At 72.3% G+C, this 16,001-nt stretch carries 13 protein-coding genes; 9 read left to right on the top strand and 4 right to left on the bottom strand.

Annotated features, from left to right (window positions below; translation table 11 throughout):
- The first annotated feature begins 22 nt into the window (after positions 1-22).
- Genes H4W80_RS14800 through H4W80_RS14815 form a run of 4 tightly spaced genes read left to right on the top strand, consistent with a single transcriptional unit; the run spans position 23 to position 2,792 of the window.
- On the top strand, positions 23-1,483 hold the full coding sequence (locus H4W80_RS14800; RefSeq protein ID WP_192785625.1) for a peptide MFS transporter: 1,461 nt from the start codon (positions 23-25) through the stop codon (positions 1,481-1,483).
- A 10-nt stretch (positions 1,484-1,493) separates the two neighbouring features.
- Positions 1,494-2,108 carry a trimeric intracellular cation channel family protein gene (locus H4W80_RS14805; protein ID WP_192785626.1) on the top strand — a complete coding sequence of 205 codons (615 nt, stop codon included), beginning with the start codon at positions 1,494-1,496 and terminating at the stop codon, positions 2,106-2,108.
- 1 nt (position 2,109) lies between these two features.
- Positions 2,110-2,412 carry an antitoxin gene (locus H4W80_RS14810; protein WP_192785627.1) on the top strand — a complete coding sequence of 101 codons (303 nt, stop codon included), beginning with the start codon at positions 2,110-2,112 and terminating at the stop codon, positions 2,410-2,412.
- The gene (locus tag H4W80_RS14815; protein ID WP_192785628.1) at positions 2,409-2,792 is read left to right on the top strand and encodes a type II toxin-antitoxin system VapC family toxin; all 384 of its coding nucleotides are present in this window, start codon (positions 2,409-2,411) and stop codon (positions 2,790-2,792) included. Before H4W80_RS14810 ends, H4W80_RS14815 begins: the two co-directional genes overlap by 4 nt.
- On the opposite strand, the gene yczR is transcribed toward H4W80_RS14815, so the two are convergent.
- A complete protein-coding gene (gene yczR, locus H4W80_RS14820) occupies positions 2,776-4,206 on the bottom strand; it encodes a MocR-like transcription factor YczR (protein ID WP_192785629.1) in 1,431 nt (476 codons plus the stop codon). The two genes, H4W80_RS14815 and yczR, sit on opposite strands and share 17 nt — an antisense overlap.
- A gap of 63 nt (positions 4,207-4,269) precedes the next feature.
- Between yczR and yczE the strand changes: the two genes are divergently transcribed.
- Entirely contained in the window at positions 4,270-4,875 is a 606-nt protein-coding gene (gene yczE, locus H4W80_RS14825) for a membrane protein YczE (RefSeq protein ID WP_192785630.1), read from the top strand.
- Positions 4,876-4,955: 80 nt separating this feature from the next.
- Positions 4,956-6,710, top strand: a complete 1,755-nt coding sequence (locus H4W80_RS14830) for a glycoside hydrolase family 15 protein (protein ID WP_192785631.1) — start codon at positions 4,956-4,958, stop codon at positions 6,708-6,710.
- A gap of 7 nt (positions 6,711-6,717) precedes the next feature.
- On the opposite strand, the gene H4W80_RS14835 is transcribed toward H4W80_RS14830, so the two are convergent.
- The gene (locus tag H4W80_RS14835; RefSeq protein WP_192785632.1) at positions 6,718-7,680 is read right to left on the bottom strand and encodes a lytic transglycosylase domain-containing protein; all 963 of its coding nucleotides are present in this window, start codon (positions 7,678-7,680) and stop codon (positions 6,718-6,720) included.
- A gap of 149 nt (positions 7,681-7,829) precedes the next feature.
- The gene (locus H4W80_RS63590; protein ID WP_192785633.1) at positions 7,830-8,606 is read right to left on the bottom strand and encodes a helix-turn-helix transcriptional regulator; all 777 of its coding nucleotides are present in this window, start codon (positions 8,604-8,606) and stop codon (positions 7,830-7,832) included.
- A gap of 92 nt (positions 8,607-8,698) precedes the next feature.
- On the opposite strand from H4W80_RS63590, the gene H4W80_RS14845 reads away from it, so the two are divergent.
- The 3 genes from H4W80_RS14845 to H4W80_RS14855 are packed head-to-tail and all read left to right on the top strand — an operon-like array spanning position 8,699 to position 12,405.
- A complete protein-coding gene (locus H4W80_RS14845; protein WP_192785634.1) occupies positions 8,699-9,505 on the top strand; it encodes a phytanoyl-CoA dioxygenase family protein in 807 nt (268 codons plus the stop codon).
- Positions 9,502-9,762: a hypothetical protein gene (locus H4W80_RS14850; RefSeq protein WP_192785635.1), complete on the top strand. Its 261-nt coding sequence runs from the start codon at positions 9,502-9,504 to the stop codon at positions 9,760-9,762. Before H4W80_RS14845 ends, H4W80_RS14850 begins: the two co-directional genes overlap by 4 nt.
- 57 nt (positions 9,763-9,819) lie before the next feature.
- On the top strand, positions 9,820-12,405 hold the full coding sequence (locus H4W80_RS14855) for a serine/threonine-protein kinase (RefSeq protein WP_192785636.1): 2,586 nt from the start codon (positions 9,820-9,822) through the stop codon (positions 12,403-12,405).
- A 189-nt stretch (positions 12,406-12,594) separates the two neighbouring features.
- On the opposite strand, the gene H4W80_RS14860 is transcribed toward H4W80_RS14855, so the two are convergent.
- Positions 12,595-15,912 carry a PQQ-dependent sugar dehydrogenase gene (locus H4W80_RS14860; protein ID WP_192785637.1) on the bottom strand — a complete coding sequence of 1,106 codons (3,318 nt, stop codon included), beginning with the start codon at positions 15,910-15,912 and terminating at the stop codon, positions 12,595-12,597.
- Between the last annotated feature and the right edge of the window lie 89 nt (positions 15,913-16,001).

Consider the following 16,001-nt stretch of genomic DNA (forward strand, 5'->3'; position numbering starts at 1 on the left):
GGGTGCACAGAGGGGGCGGCACATGAGCGGCAGGACGTTCTTCGGGCATCCCTGGGCACTGGCCACGCTGTTCGGCACCGAGATGTGGGAGCGGTTCAGCTGGTACGGGCTGCGGGCGATCCTCGCCACGTTCCTGGCCGCCTCGCCGGCGCAGCACGGCCTGGGCCTGTCGCAGGAGACGGCGCAGGCGGTCGTCGGCGTCTACGGCGCGCTCATCTACCTGGTGGCGCTGCCCGGCGGGTGGATCGCGGACCGGATCCTGGGGGCGCGCAGGTCGGTGTTCTGGGGCGGGTTCGTCATCATGCTGGGGCACATCAGCATGGCCCTCCCGGTGTCGTCGCCGTTCTTCGTGTGGCTGGGCCTGCTGCTGATCATCGCGGGCACCGGCCTGCTCAAGCCGAACATGTCCGTCATGGTCGGCCGGCTCTACCCCGAGGGGGACGACGCGCGCAGGGACGCCGGGTTCTCCCTGTTCTACATGAGCATCAACCTGGGCGCGTTCTTCGCTCCCATCGTGGTCGGCTGGCTGGCCGACGGCGACCGGTGGCACCTGGGGTTCGGCGCGGCGGCCGTCGGGATGGCGTTCGGCCTGGCCCAGTACCTCCGGGGCGGGCGTCACCTGCGGGGCATCGGCGAGCGGCCGGTCCACGTGCAACATCGCCTGTTCTGGTGGGTGGCCGGGATCGCGGCGGCGGCGACGGCGATCGCGCTGGGCGCGTGGGCGGCGACCGGCACGCTCACGGTCGACCGGCTCACCGTGGCGATCACCGTGGTCATCCTCGTCGTGCCGGTGGCGTATTTCGCCTACATCCTGCTCGGCAGCCACGACCTGACCGAGGACGAGCGGATCCGGATGAAGGCGTACGTCTGGCTGTTCGTGGCCGCGTCCGTCTTCTGGATGATCTACGACCTGGCGCCGAGCAAGCTGCTGTTCTTCGCCAGGGACCACACCGATCTGTCGCTGTTCGGCCTGCCGATCCAGCCGGCCACGACGCAGTCCTTCAACCCGCTGTTCATCATGATCTTCGTGCCGGTCTTCGCCGCGTTGTGGGTGCGGCTCGGGACGCGGGTGAGCACGCCGCAGAAGTTCGCGTTCGCGCTGATCGTCATAGGGTTGAGCTTCGTGGTCATGGCCGTCGCGGCGGCGCTGGCGGGGCCAGGCAGGGTGTCGGTGTGGTGGCTGGTGCTCGTCTACCTCATCCAGGTGTTCGGGGAGCTGTCGCTGAGCCCGGTCGGGCTGTCGGTGACGACGAAGCTGGCGCCCGAGGCGTTCAAGGGGCAGATGCTCGGGGTCTGGTTCATCTCGCTGTCGGTGGGCGACGCGGTCGGCGGGCAGACGGGGCGGCTCGGCCGGGTGCTGTCGGATCCGATGTACTACCTGGTGCTGGCGGCGATGGCGATCGTGGCGGGGATCGCGTTGTTCATGTTCGCGCGGAGGTTGCGGGTGATGATGGCCGAGCACCACGAACCGGTCATAAGGTAAATATTCCGACGTGTCTGAAATTCTCGACCTTCTCGGCATCTTCGTCTTCGCGCTGACGGGCGCGCTCATGGGCGTGCGCAAACGGCTGGACGTGGTCGGGATGGTGGTGCTCGCCGAGATGACCGCCCTGGGCGGCGGCGTCGTACGCGACCTGATCCTCAACGTCCGGCCCGCCGCCTTCCAGAGCCTCGGCTACGTGCTGGTGCCGGTGGCCGCGACGGTGATCGTGTTCTTCTGGCATCCGCACGTGGCGCGGGTGATGCCGCTCATCCTGGTGCTGGACGCGGCGGGGCTCGGGCTGTTCTGCGCGGTGGGGACGGAGAAGGCCCTGGAGTACGGCCTCGCCCCGCTGCACGCGGCGCTGCTGGGGGTGGTGACGGGCATCGGCGGGGGCATGCTGCGCGACATGCTGGCCGGGGAGATCCCGACCTTGCTGTACGACCGTCAGCTGTACGCGGTGCCCGCCATGCTCGGGTCGGGGGTGATGGCGGCGCTGTCGGCGTACGGGCTGCACGGCTGGCCGGCCACGCTGGCGGCGGCGGTGCTGGCGTTCGGGCTGCGGATCATGGCGATGCGCCGCAAGTGGCGCGCCCCGCTGGCCCGGGGCTCCGGCTCGGGCGAATGAGGTGCTCGAATTGCGGGAAAGCAGACGACGTCGCACGCTGGAAGCGACTAGCGTGAGGGAAGCGACACAGAGCGTGGCGAAGACGATACGCATTGATGACGTCCCGGACGAGACGTATGAGGCGCTCCGCGTTCAGGCGGAGGCGGAAGGCCTCACGGTCGCCGACTATCTGCGTCGCCGGCTGCGGCTCATCACCCGCCCCACGACCGCCGAGGTCATCGAGCGAGCGCTTCAGCGGTCGCGGGAGAACGGTCCGACCAACGACGACATCCTCGCGGCGATCCACAAGGCCCGCGGCGCATGATCGTGGTCGACGCCTCGGCCTGCGTCCATGCCCTTCAGGCCGAGCGACCCGATCCCGACCTGGTGCGCACGCTCCAGAAAGCGGGGTCGCTGCACGCTCCCACACTGCTCGACGTCGAATTCCTGAGCGCCCTGCGCGGGCTCGTGATCAGCGGCAAGCTCCCCATCGACTTCTCCGATCTTCCCCTCATCCGCTATCCGGTCGAGAAGCTCGCCGATCGGATCTGGGCGTTGCGCAATAACCTGACCGTGTACGACGCCGCGTACATCGCTCTGGCCGAAGCCCTCGGATGCACGCTGGTCACCACGGACGCCAAGTTGCGCTCCGCATGCGGGCATCGGGCGGAGGTCGAGGTTTACCCCCTCACACCATCGCGATGAGCGCGTCCGACGGGCGGCTGGGGCCGGTGGGGCCGTGGTCGCGGGCGGCGCGGATGCGGGTGACCGCTTCCGTCAGGACCTGGGGCGGCTGGGTGTAGGGCAGGCGCAGGTAGCTCTCCAGGGTGCCCTCCAGGCCGAACCAGGGGCCGGGCGCGAGGCGTACGCCGTGGTGGGCGGCCGCCTCCGCGAGCGGCGTGGCGCCCGGGCCGTTCAGGCGCACCCACAGGGTGCCGCCCCCGCGCGGCACCGTGAACGTCCACTCGGGCAGGTGCTCGCGCAGCCCCGACACCAGCGCGTCGCGTGAGGCGCGCAGCGTGCGGCGGCGCTCGGCGCGGGTCTCCTCCAGCCGGTCGAACAGCCGCGCCACCACGAGCTGTTCCAGCACCGGGCTGGCGATGTCCACGGCGGCCCGGAACATGGCCAGCCGCCGGGCCAGCGCGGCGGTGGTGCGGACCCAGCCGATGCGCAGCCCGCCCCACCAGAGCTTGGAGGCCGAGCCGATGCTGATCATCCGGCTGTCGGTGTCGAACGCCGCCGCCGGCGACGTCCTGGGCACCTCGTCCAGCGCCAGCTCCGACCAGGTCTCGTCCACCACCAGCACCGTGTCCGTACGCCGGGCCGCGCCCACGACGGCGGCACGGGTGGCGTCGTCCATGAGGGCGCCGGTCGGGTTCTGGAAGTCGGGCATGAGGTAGGCCAGCCGCGCACCCGACTGGCGCATGGCCCCCGTCACCAGGTCGGTCTGCCAGCCCTCGTGCGAGATGCCGACCGGGACGATCCTGGCGCCGCGCTGCCGCGCCACGTCGATGGCGTGCGGGTACGTCGGTGACTCCACGAGCACCGGGTCCCCCGCGCCGACGAGCAGGCCGAGCACGAGCTGGATGGCGTGCTGGGAGCCGGTCGTGACGACGATCTGCTCGGGCCGGGTGGCCAGGCCCCTGGCGGTGTAGTTCGCGGCGATGCGCTCCCTGAGCACGGGCAGGCCGATGGGGTCGTAGCCGTTGCCCATGCCGTACCTGGGCAGGTCGTCCACCGCCTCCAGCATCGCCTGCCGCAGGGCCGAGGGCGCGGGCGGGGCGGCGCACTGGAGCTGGACGAGGCCGTCGCCGTCGGTGCTGAGCCACGGGTTGTCGGCCGTGGTGGCCGGGTCGGGCAGGGCGGTCCAGCTGCCGGAGCCCTGGCGGCTCTCCAGGTAGCCGCGTTCGCGCAGCAGGTCGTAGGCCGAGGTCACGGTGGTGCGGCTGACCTTGAGGGTCTCGGCCAGGTGGCGTTCGGCGGGCATGCGGACGCGTACCGGGATCTGGCCGTCCATGATGCGGGCGCGCACGCCGTCGGCGAGCGCGCGGTAGTACGGGCGCGCCGCCGGGTCGATCTTGATGAGCCGCGCCACCTGGGTCGCCGACAGATGCCTCATAAGGCCACTTTTCGTGATTGGCTCTGTTTTGGCAAGTCGGCGGGATGCCAATCTGTGGCCACTATGAGTGAAGCGACCGTCCCCCGGCTCAGTTCGTCCCTTCCCGCGCGCCTCGTCAGGCTGTACGGCGGGCTCGCCCTGTACGGCACCGGCATCGGCCTCCAGGTCGAGTCCGGCCTGGGCAACGACCCGTGGGACGTGTTCCACCAGGGCCTGGCCCTGCGGACCGGCCTGTCCATCGGGACCGTCATCATCGGCATCGGCGCCCTGGTGCTGCTGCTGTGGATCCCGCTGAAGCAGAAGCCCGGACTGGGCACGCTCAGCAACGTCGTCTTCCTGGGCCTGTTCGCCGACGGCGCGATCTTCCTGCTGCCCACCCCGTCGCACCTGGTCCTCCAGAGCCTGTACGTGGCGCTCGGCGTCGTCGCCATCGCCCTGGCCACCGTGCTCTACATCGGCGCCGGGATGGGCCCGGGCCCCCGCGACGGCATCATGACCGGGCTGATGCGGCTCGGCCTGTCGGTGCGGCTGGGCCGCTTCCTCATCGAGATCACGGTCCTGGCCGCCGGCTGGCTGCTCGGCGGCACCGTGGGCGTGGGAACGCTGGTGTTCGCGCTGGCCATCGGGCCGTTGACCCAGCTGTTCACCCGCTGGTTCCCCCTGACGTGATCCCGTGACCGGGGCCGGGCATGACGCGACATGATCGGACCCGCTCACGGGATCACCCCTCATCCGAGTAGCGTCTAGGCATGCGGATCGAGGACTACGCCCTCATCGGGGACATGCAGTCGGCGGCTCTGGTGGGCCGGGACGGTTCGATCGACTGGCTGTGCCTGCCACGGTTCGACTCTCCGTCCTGTTTCGCGTCGCTGCTCGGCAGCGAGCGCAACGGACACTGGTGGCTCGGCCCCACGGGCCGCAGGCCGGCCACCCGCCGGCGCTACCGGCCCGAGACGCTCATCCTGGAGAGCGAGTGGGACACCCCGACGGGCACGGTCCGGGTGATCGACTTCATGCCGCCGCGCGACCGCAACCCCGACGTCGTGCGCATCGTGGAGGGCGTCTCCGGGAGCGTGGAGATGTCCACGCAGCTGCGGGTGCGCTTCGACTACGGCCGGATCGTGCCGTGGGTGCGCCAGAGCGACGGCCACCTGCAGGCCATCGGCGGGCCCGACTCGGTGTGGCTGCACTCCCCCGTGCCGCTGAAGGGCGGCGACTACGCGCACCGGGCCACGTTCACGATCAAGGAGGGCGAACGGCTGCCGTTCGTCTTCACCTGGCACCCCTCGCACGAGCCGATGCCGCCGCAGATCGAGGCCGAGACGCAGCTGCGCGAGAGCGAGGCCATGTGGGCGGAGTGGGTCGCGCGCTGCACCTACCAGGGCCCGTACCGGGACGCCGTGGTGCGGTCGCTGATCACGCTCAAGGGCCTCACCTACGCCCCCACCGGCGGCATCGTCGCCGCGCCCACCACGTCGCTCCCTGAGGACGTGGGCGGGGTGCGCAACTGGGACTACCGCTTCTGCTGGCTGCGCGACGCGACGCTGACGCTCGACGCGCTGATCTCCTCCGGCTACCTGGAGGAGGCCGCCGACTGGCGCGCGTGGCTGCTGCGGGCCATCGCCGGCCGGCCCCAGGACCTGCAGATCATGTACGGCGTCGCGGGCGAGCGCCGGCTGCCCGAGCTGCGCCTCGACTGGCTCGACGGCTACGAGGACTCCCGGCCCGTCCGCATCGGGAACGAGGCGGTCAAGCAGCTCCAGCTCGACGTGTACGGCGAGGTGATGAACTGCCTGTTCGTCTCGCGCACGCGCGGCCTGTCACCCGACGACCGGGCGTGGACCATCCAGCGGGAGCTCCTCGACTACGTGGAGGACCACTGGGACGAGCCCGACGAGGGCCTGTGGGAGGTGCGCGGGCCCCGGCGGCACTTCGTGCACTCGAAGGTGATGTGCTGGGCGGCGCTGGACCGGGCGGTCAAGTACGTGGAGCGGTTCGGGCGCACCGGCCCGGTGGACAAGTGGCGCACGCTGCGCGACGTCGTCCACGCCGAGATCCTCTCGAAGGGCTACGACGCGCGGCGCAACACCTTCACGCAGTCGTACGGGTCGTCGGAGCTGGACGCGGCGCTGCTGATGATCCCCATGGTCGGCTTCCTGCCGGCCGACGACCCCCGGGTGGTCGGGACGGTGGCGGCCATCGAGAAAGAACTCATGTCGGACGGGTTCGTGCTGCGCTATCCGCTGGCCGAGGACAACGACGTGGACGGCCTGCCCGGCGGGGAGGGCGCCTTCCTGGCGTGCAGCTTCTGGCTGGTGGAGGTGATGGCGATGCAGGGCCGCAAGGAGGAGGCGACGGCGCTGTTCGAGCGGCTGCTGACGCTGCGCAACGACGTGGGGCTGCTGGCCGAGGAGTACGACCCCCGCTACAACCGGCTGGTCGGCAACTTCCCGCAGGCCTTCAGCCACGTCCCCCTGATCCACGCCGCGCGCGCCCTGTCGTAGCGGCGACCTACGGGCCGGTGAGGCGGCGCTCGCCGGCCGTCGTGATCACGAACACCTGCCAGTTGTAGTAGGCGTAGTAGTTCCTCGGGTCGCGCTTCATCTGGCGGGCGTGCAGGAGGATGGCGTTCACGTACGCCCGGGAGTGGTTGTAGGCGTACAGCGCGCGCCGGTAGTCGCGGGGCGCGCCCGAGGCGCGCAGGTAGTTGGCGGCGCCCATGACGGCGTCGCGCGGGTCCTGCACGTCGCCGCCCATCCCGTACGCCTTCCAGGTCCCGGGCATGAACTGCATGGGCCCCTGGGCTCCGACGTGGCTGTCCGACTTCACCCGGCCGAACTTCGTCTCCGCGAACATCACCGCCGCCAGCACCTCCCACTCCACCCCGAACCGGCGTTCGGTCTTCTTGAAGTGGCCGAGCAGCTCGGCGGCGGGCGGGGCGGGCTGCACCTTGAACGTGGCCGAGGGCTTGATCGGGTGGGCCAGGGAGAGCAGCTCGCGGATGGCGGCCGTGTTGTCCTTGGCCTCGGCGGCCAGCCCGGACGGCAGGCGGGCGAAGGCCCGGGCGGCGAGCTCGGGGTGGCGGGCGGTGTAGCGGTAGACGCGCTGCTGGTGAAGGGCCAGGAGCTCGACGTCCCTGGGCGGCTTGCCGGTCTTCGGCCAGGCGTCGATCGCGGCGTCGAGCGCGGCGCTGGTCCCCTTGAGCGCGGCGGCCAGCCGGGCGGGGTCGCCGGGGATCTTCTGGTCGGGCGCGGGCAGCGTCTCGCCCGCCTGCGGGGTGGACTCCTGCGGCGTGGACTTTTGCGGCGTGGACTTTTGCGGGGCGGACGCGGGCGGGCTCGGCGCGGATTGCCGGCCGGCCGCCGAGGCCGCCGGGGCCGGGTCGCCGCAGGCGGCCGTGCCGAGGAGGGCGGCGAGCGCCATCGCGGCCAGGGCGCGGGCGGGGCGGCGGTGATGATCGTGGCGTTCCTCCATGGTCGGCCAACCTACCGGGTACGGCCCGCCCCCGACGCCAGGCGGGCCCGGACACGCCCCCGGCCCCGCGCGCGGACACGCCCCCGCCCCCTCTGCCGGACACGCCCCGGCCCCGCCGTTGACCGGGGCCGCTCGCGCGCAGGTGGCGGCTACCCGCGCCGCTGGTCGGGGCCGCTCGCGCGCAGGGCCCGGGGTGAGGCGCCCAGCTCGCGCCTGCAGGACTTGTTGAACGCCTGCAGGTCCGGGATGCCCACCGCCGCCGCGATCGCCGGGATCGCCAGGGTCGACTCGCGCAGCAGGTGCAGCGCGCGGGACAACCTCCTGCGGCGGATGTACGCGACCACCGTGTGCCCCGTCTGGGCGCGGAACAGCCGGGTGAGGTGGTTGTGCGACACCCCGGCGGCGCGGGCGATGCCGGGCACGGTCAGCGGCGCGGCCAGGTCCGCGTCGATGTACTCCATGGCGGCCGCCACGACGGCGTGCGCGCTGCCGGCGACGGGCAGGTTGGCGATCCGCCAGAGCACCGTCCACACCTCGGCCGACGCCCTGGCCCTGGTGTCGGGGACCGCCGCGATGGCCTGCCGCAGGGAGGCCGCGACGATCGGCGCCTGGTCCCCCGCGTCCCGCATGACGGGCACGACCCGCCGCTCGCCGCCGCCGGGCAGCCTGAAGTGCGCGTACAGGTGCTCCGACCTGCCCCGGTAGTGGTAGTGGACCTCGGCGCCCGGCGGGATCAGGCTGACGTGGCCGGGCTTGATCGCGTGCACGGCCCCGTCGAGCACCAGCTCGGCGGCGTAGCCGTACAGGTGGAGCTGCCACAGGTCGGGCAGCCGGAACACGTCGTGGGCGCTGACCACGCCGTGCACGCCCACCCCCGCGCCGGCCACCGCCGGCGGGTCGGAGAGCGCGATCGTCACCTGCCGCACGAAGATCTGTTCTATCGCAGCCGGGGAAAATGGACCAGTAGTTGATGATTACAACCCACGACGCGGCCGGTGTCCGGTTCTAACTTCGAGGCATGCGAACCACTTTGCTGACCTCCGCGCAGGTCGCCGGATTCGTGGCCGCCGGCTATCTGCGGCTCGACGGGATCGTCCCCGACGAGCTCAACGACCAGGCGATCGACGTGCTGGAGGCGGGCATCCCGCGCCCGGCGTACGGCACTCCGGTCGCCCAGGCCTACCCCGAGGGATCGTTCGCCCGCCGGCTGATCGAGCTGCCCGCCGTCGCGGGCGCGCTGCACTCGCTCGTCGGCCCCGATCCGACCGTCGACCACCACGCCGTGCACGTACGCGAGCCGCGCAACGGCCACGCCCAGCCGCTGCACGCCGACGCCATCATCGACACCCGCATGGACGCCTTCGACGTGCAGCTCATGTACTACCCGCGCGAGGTGACGGCCGACATGGGCGGCACCCTCGTGGTGCCGGGCAGCCACCTGCGCCGGATCAACGAGAGCGACACCGGCCGCTACCAGAACCTGCGCGGCCAGACCCGGCTCACCTGCCCCGCCGGGACCGTGATGCTGCTCCACCACGGCATCTGGCACGGCGGGCGGCGCAACGACAGCGACGTGCGCAGGTACATGTTCAAGATCCGCTTCAACCCGACCGTGCCGCAGGTGCGGCTCTGGGACACCTCCGACCTGGACGATCCCGCCGTCGCGGCCGAGCTGGGCCGGCGCTTCCCCTGGTATGAGCAGGCGACGGGGCGGCTGGAGGTCCACAACCGGGTGCGGATGTGGCGGGCCCTGACCAACGATCCGTCGTTCGACATCGAATACTGGACGACTCGCGTGAACAACCGCCCCGGGAGGGTCGCATGAAGCAGCAGGTGCTCGTTCTCTACCTGGCCACCTCCGCACTCGACGCCGAGGTGGTGGGCTGGTCGCGCTACGACGGCACCGGGCGCACCGAGCCGACGGCCGGTGACGGGGACGAGCCGCCGTACGAGACGGGGGTGGAGGCGTTGCGCGACGGGTGGCGGCTGTTCCAGGCGTCCCAGCTCATCCCGCCGTATCCCGGGCACGAATATGACACGTCGTTCATGAAGCACGAATTCTTCTTCGAGAAAATGTCGTAAATCCGGACGTACGGCCTTATCGTGTGATCGCTCGATCTGGCCCGAGGAAGGAGCGGGATGCCGGACCTGCGCCCGCTCCGGCCGGGCGATCCCGAGCGGATCGGCTCGTACCGGCTCGTCGGCGTGCTCGGCTCCGGTGGACAGGGCGTGGTCTACCGGGGCGTCGGCGACGACGGACGCGAGGTCGCCGTCAAGGTGCTGCGCCTCGACCACGACGAGGACGTCACCAAGAGCTTCCTGCGGGAGGTGGAGGCGGCGCGGCGGGTGGCCGCCTTCTGCACGGCCGCGGTGCTGGACGCCGGGATGGCGGACGAGCGGCCGTACATCGTGAGCGAGTACGTCGCAGGGGACACGCTCCAGGCGCTGGTCCAGGCGTCGGGACCCCGGTCGGGCGGGGCGCTGGACCGGCTGGCGATCTCCACGCTGACCGCGCTGGCGGCCATCCACCAGGCGGGGATCGTGCACCGGGACTTCAAGCCGGGCAACGTGCTGATGGGGCCGGACGGGCCGATCGTCATCGACTTCGGGATCGCCAAGGCCCTCGACGCCACCACCCGGACGTCGGTGCCGGTGGGGACGCCCGCGTACATGTCGCCGGAGCAGTTCAGGGGCGAGCGGGTGGGGCCCGCGTCGGACGTGTTCAGCTGGGCGGGGACGATGGTGTTCGCGGCCACCGGGCGCACGCCTTTCACGGGGGACACGCTGGCGGCGGTGGTGAACCGCGTCCTGAGCGGTGCCCCGGACCTCACGGGGGTGCCGCCGCACCTGCTGGGCGTGATCGAGGCGTGCCTGTCCAAGGACCCGTCCACCCGCCCGGACCCGACGACCCTGCTCCAGCAGCTCATCCGCCAGGCCGGCCCGATGGCCCGCATCCCCGGCCCGAGCCCCGCGACACCCCCCGCAACCCCGCCCGCCGGGCCGTCCGCCCCCGGCAGCCCGTCTACCGGGCCGTCCGCATCCACCGCTCCGCCTGCCGGGCCGTCCGCCCCCAGCACCCCGCCTGCCGGGCCGTCCGCACCCGCCACCCCGCCTGCCGGGCCGTCCGCACCCGCCACCCCGTCTACCGGGCCGTCTGCCCCTGCCGCCCCGCCTCACGGCTCGGTACACCCCGCGCCCGCCGGGGCTGCTCTGCCGCCCGTCGCCGCCTGGGCGCCGCCCGCTGGAGCGGTCCCGTCTGGTCCGGCTCCTTTGGGGACGGCGCCTCCGCGCGGTGTGGCGGCGCAGGCCGGGCCTCCCCCGGGGGCATGGTCTCCTTCCGGTGCCGAGCCCATCTCCGGCTCCGCCGCCTTCCCGACGGAGCCCCCTGCCGGGAATGCCGTTCGGACTGGCCCCGATGCCCGGAGCGGCATCTCGACGGGACCTGACGCCCGGAGCGGCATCTCGACGGGACCTGACGCCCGGAGCGGCGTTCTGGCGGGGGCCCACGCCGGGACCGGGCCGGTGGCGGGTGCGGACACGGAGACCGGGCGGGGCCGGTCGGTCAGCCGGCGGGCGGTGTTCGGCGGGGCCGCGGCGGCGGCCGCCCTCGCGGTGTCCGCCTTCACCGTCCTGCGCCCGAGGAACGACCTCCTCCCCCCGGACGACCGGCGTACCGAGCAGCCGCCCACCGAAAGCCCCTCCCCCAGCAGCACGTCCCCGTCACCGACGCCGACACCGACACCGTCCGCCGAGCCCTTCGGGACGCAGGTCGCGGCGTCCGCGCCCCTGCCCAAAGCGGACGGCGCCGTCACGGCGCTGGCCGCCACGGGGAGCACCGTCGTGTGCGGGACCGCCAAAGGGGCGGTGTTCACGTGGGGCCTGGGCCAGGCCGCCACCCGGCTGGGGGACGGCGGGGCCACGACGACGGACGTGGCCGTCGGCGAGGCCGGCGGCACGCCGGTGCTGGCCTCCGGGCACGCCGACGGGCGGATGCGGCTGTGGGGCCTGACCGGCCAGAGCCTCGCCTCGCACAAGGCGAGCGACCCCGTCATCGCGGTCACCGTCACGGGCGGGGGCAAGGCGGTGGCGGTGTCGCAGAAGTACGACTCCATGAAGGACCTGCGCAGCGTCGTGCGGCTGTGGGACCTCTCCACCGGCAAGCAGATCGGCCCCGCGATCACCGACCACTTCCAGGGGATCAGAGGGCTGGCGTTCGGCCGGCTGGGCGAGGACGACGTGCTCGTCACGGGCGACGGCGGGCAGCGCGTCCGGGTGTGGCGGCTGTCGGACGGGCGGATGACGCACTCGTTCCGCACCGGGGAGATCGGCGGGATCGAGCGGCTGGCCTGCGGCGAGATCAAGGGCAAGCCCGTCCTCGTCTCGACCCACCTGGACGCGACCCTGCGCGTGTACGACCTGGCCACGGGCAAGCGCAGGAAGAAGTGGGCGTTCAGCGAGCGCAGCCCGGACGACCGGGGCACCTCGGCCCTCGTCGCGGGACAGTGGGGGGACGTGCCCATCGCCGTCGTCGTCCACGGCCCGTCGAACGACGACGTGATCGTCCGCGTCTGGAACCTCGACGACGGCGACACCGTCGGCGCGCTCGCGCCGGGCCCCGGCGGGGCGATCCCCATGGCGGCGCTCGCCGAGCAGGGCGGCCACCCGGTGGTCGCCGGCCTGTCCGAGGACCGCACCCTCCGCACCTGGAGCCTCGGCCCCGCCTGACCGCACCCGGAAACCCCGGTGTCCGTCGCACGCGTTGCGCCGGACACCGCCGCACCCCCTCCCGCCGCACCGGCGTCCCGACCTCCGGCGGGCCCGCGCGTGTGGCGGGGGCGGTCGAAGGGGCCGGGTCGCGCGGCGGTCGGGCGTGGGTGCCCGGCTCGGGCCGGAGCCCTGGCCAGGCACCAGCCCTTACGGGGTGGTGAGGCGGTTGATGAGGGCTTGGGCGTCGCGGGTCAGGATCGCGCGGGACGTCGGGTCGGGGACGTTGGTGCGCTTTTCGGCGGCCTTGATGAAGCGCTTCAGCGCCTCGACCGCCTGCCCCGGCCGACCGCGCTTCTCGTGCCGCTCCGCCGCGTCGAGCTGCTCCAGCAGCTCCCGGGCTCCCTGGTCGGTCACCGTGCGTGCCTTCTTGAAGTGCGCGATCAGCGCGCGCACGTCACCGTACGAGGTCGTGGTCGAGAACGTGACGGTCGAGGTCACCGTCCGCCCCGCCCGGTCCGTCGCCGTGGCGACGAGGGAGTGGTCGCCGAGGGGCAGGGTCCACAGGCGCACGGGCGCGCCCGCGGGCACCGCGGTTCCGTCGAGCTTGGCCGTGGCGCCCTCCACGCCCGAGACCGCGTCCGTCGCCGTCAGGACCGGGGTGACGGTGCCCGAGTCGCCGTACGGCTTGGCCTCCACGCCGGTGACCGTCAGCGCCGGGTCCGATTTGTCGATCTTGACGGTGACCGTGCCGACCTGGGAGACGTTGCCGCCGTTGTCGGTGGCCCGGTAGCGGACCTCCTTGGCGCCCTCAGCGCTGAGCGTCACCGGGTTGGCGGCGTTCGCCCAGGTGGTGCCGCCGTCGAGCGAGTACTGGCGGCTGGCGACCGTGCCGTTGTCGGTCGCGGTGACGGTGAGGGTGACGTTGCGGGTGTACCAGCCGTTCGCCCCGTCGGGCGAGGCCGGGTTGAGCGTGGCCGTGACGGCGGGCGGGCTGGTGTCGGCTACGCCCCCGCCCTGGAACGTGAACGCGTCCACGTCCACGCCGCCGGTCGAGGTGACGTACAGGCGGCCGGTTCCCGCGGGCGGGTCGGCGAGCGCGGTGGTGATCGTCTGCCGGCCGTCGCCCGGCGGGATCGTCACCGTCGCGAACGGCGCGGCGGTGGGCGACTTCCAGCGCAGGGAGAGCGTCCCCGCGCCCGAGGCCCTGGTCTGGACCCCGGTGATGCCGGTGAAGTTGACCGGGTCGTAGGCGAGCCAGTCGCCCTCGTCGAACGAGGTGATCTTGAACTTGCCCGACGCCCCGTCGTCGGCCGTCCTGGTCACGCCGCTGCTCTGGTCGGCGTGCTCGGCCTGCGCGAGCTTCGGGTTGAGGGTGAGCGCGGCCTCGCCGAGCGCGCCGGGGATGCCGTTGGCGCCGTTGTCGCGGTAGCTCACGACGACCACGCCATAGATGTTCTCGGTCTCGCCGTGCTCGGGCGCGTTCGCGGGCGTCGGCCAGGCGCCGGTGCAGCCGGTGCCGGTGGTCTCGGGGTGGGCGTGCACGTCGTGCCCGAGGCCGAACGTCCACTGCATGCGCGAGCACACCGGGCTGTCGCCGTCCTCGGCGTCACGCACGGCGATCTTGTACGGCACCGCGTTCCCCCAGTCGAAGAACCCGCCGTCCGGCGGCGTCTGGACGCTGACCTCGGGCGCGGTGTTGCCGACGGTGATCTCGGCCGAGGTGAGGCCCGCCCGGCCGCCGGAGTCGGTGACGCGCAGCCGCGCCACGTACTGTCCCAGCTCGGTGTAGGTGTGCGTGGCAGTCGCCCCGGTGGCGTCGAACGTGCCGTTCCCGTCGAAGTCCCACTCGTACGTCAGCGTCCCCGGCTCGGTGTCCCTGGACGACGACGCGTCGAAGGCGACCGTGAGCGGCGCCTGGCCGCTGGACGTCCTGTCCGTGGTCATCCTGGCCTGGGGCGTCTTGTTGTCCGGGGTGTAGTCGATCCGGTAGAGCCCGGCGTCGGGGTTCGCGCGGAAGAACCCGTCGCCGTACTCCAGCACGTACAGCGACCCGTCCGGCCCGAACTCGATGTCCATCGGGCTGTCGGTGATGGGCTGCGCGGCGTCCTTCAGCTCGGCGTTGGGCAGGAAGTGCTCCAGCTTGGTGACCGGTCCGTCCGGGTACGTCACGGTGAACGCCGCCAGGTAGTCCTGCGAGAACTCGGCGAAGAACGCCTTGCCGTCCCAGTACGCGGGCAGCTTGCCGGGCGCCGGGTTGTCCGGGTCGTAGTGGTAGATCGGCCCGCCCATCGGCCCCTGGCCGCCCTGCGGGTCGAAGTCCACGAGCCCGGCCCACTCGGCCGGCTGGTGGGTGTTGTTGTCGCCGTAGTAGAGGTCGGCGGGGACGGCCGGCGGGAGCCGGTCGATGCCGGTGTTCCAGCGCGAGGTGTTCAGCGGCCCGGCCGCGCAGTCGAACCACGGCCCCGGCTGGGCGGTCTCGAAGTCCCAGTCGTTGTAGTTGAAGTTGTTGCCCGTGCAGTAGGGCCAGCCGCTGTTCATGGGCTTGGCGAGCGGGGTGATGTTCCACTCGACGTAGCCGAGCGGGCCCCGGTTCGGGTCGGGGGTGCCGGCGTCGGGGCCGTAGTCGGCCCACGACAGGGTGCCCGTCTCCGCGTCCACGTCCATCCGGAACGGGTTGCGCACCCCGGTCACGAAGATCTCCGGCCGCGTTCTGTCCGTGCCCGGCGGGAACAGGTTGCCCTGGGGGATCGTGTACGTGCCGTCGTCCGCGACCTTGATCCGCAGGATCTTGCCGCGCAGGTCGTTGCTGCTGCCCGCGCCGCGCCGGGAGTCGAAGCCGGGGTTCATGCCGGGCGCGTCGTTGTTGGGCGCGTACCCGTTGGCGCCCGGCGCGCCCGCCGGGGTGTTGTCGCCGGTGGCGAGGTAGAGGTTGCCGTCGGCGTCCCAGTCCACGTCGCCGGCCACGTGGCAGCACTGCCCGCGCTGCGTCTCGACCTTGATGATGACCTGCTCGGTGGACAGGTCGAGCGCGTTGCCGGTCCACTTGAAGCGGGAGAGCTGGTTGTAGCCCTTCCACTGGTTCCAGTACGTCTCGTCGGCCCCGGCGGGCAGCGAGTTGGGCGCCGAGCCGGCCGGGGTCGTCTCCGGGTAGGGCGCCGACATGGTCTTGGGCGCGTAGTAGAGGTAGACCCAGTGGTTCTCGCTGAAGCGGGGGTCGAGGGAGACCGTCTGCAGCCCGTCCTCGGAGTTGTTGTAGACGGGGACGGTGTTGACGATCTTCGTGACGCCGCTGGCGGGGTCGGTCAGCCGCAGGTCGCCGTTGCGCGCGGTGTGCAGGACCCGCCGGTCGGGCAGGACGGCCAGGTCGATCGGCTCGCCCACGTTCTTGGTCAGCGTGATCTTCTCGTAGCTCGACCACTCGGTGGCCGGTTCGTGCGCCTGGGCAGGGCCGGACAAAGGACCGGGTAAGACGAGTGCCGTGGCGGCCAGGCAGAAGCCGCCGAGCACCGCGAGGGTACGCTGCATGGTGATGCCGCTCCTAGGACGAGGAGTGTCATGACCCGGGCCGCCACGCCTGCCGCTGCAACGGCAGGGATCGCGTGGCGGTCCGGCCC

This window comes from Nonomuraea angiospora (genome assembly GCF_014873145.1).
GTDB classification, from domain to species: domain Bacteria; phylum Actinomycetota; class Actinomycetes; order Streptosporangiales; family Streptosporangiaceae; genus Nonomuraea; species Nonomuraea angiospora.

Excerpts from the sequence above, each read along its gene's own strand:
- H4W80_RS14800 (WP_192785625.1), top strand. The coding sequence starts at position 23 with ATGAGCGGCAGGACGTTCTTCGGGCATCCCTGGGCACTGGCCACGCTG.
- H4W80_RS14815 (WP_192785628.1), top strand. The coding sequence starts at position 2,409 with ATGATCGTGGTCGACGCCTCGGCCTGCGTCCATGCCCTTCAGGCCGAG.
- yczR (WP_192785629.1), bottom strand. The coding sequence starts at position 4,206 with ATGAGGCATCTGTCGGCGACCCAGGTGGCGCGGCTCATCAAGATCGAC.
- yczE (WP_192785630.1), top strand. The coding sequence starts at position 4,270 with ATGAGTGAAGCGACCGTCCCCCGGCTCAGTTCGTCCCTTCCCGCGCGC.
- H4W80_RS14830 (WP_192785631.1), top strand. The coding sequence starts at position 4,956 with ATGCGGATCGAGGACTACGCCCTCATCGGGGACATGCAGTCGGCGGCT.
- H4W80_RS14835 (WP_192785632.1), bottom strand. The coding sequence starts at position 7,680 with ATGGAGGAACGCCACGATCATCACCGCCGCCCCGCCCGCGCCCTGGCC.
- H4W80_RS14845 (WP_192785634.1), top strand. The coding sequence starts at position 8,699 with ATGCGAACCACTTTGCTGACCTCCGCGCAGGTCGCCGGATTCGTGGCC.
- H4W80_RS14850 (WP_192785635.1), top strand. The coding sequence starts at position 9,502 with ATGAAGCAGCAGGTGCTCGTTCTCTACCTGGCCACCTCCGCACTCGAC.
- H4W80_RS14855 (WP_192785636.1), top strand. The coding sequence starts at position 9,820 with ATGCCGGACCTGCGCCCGCTCCGGCCGGGCGATCCCGAGCGGATCGGC.
- H4W80_RS14860 (WP_192785637.1), bottom strand. The coding sequence starts at position 15,912 with ATGCAGCGTACCCTCGCGGTGCTCGGCGGCTTCTGCCTGGCCGCCACG.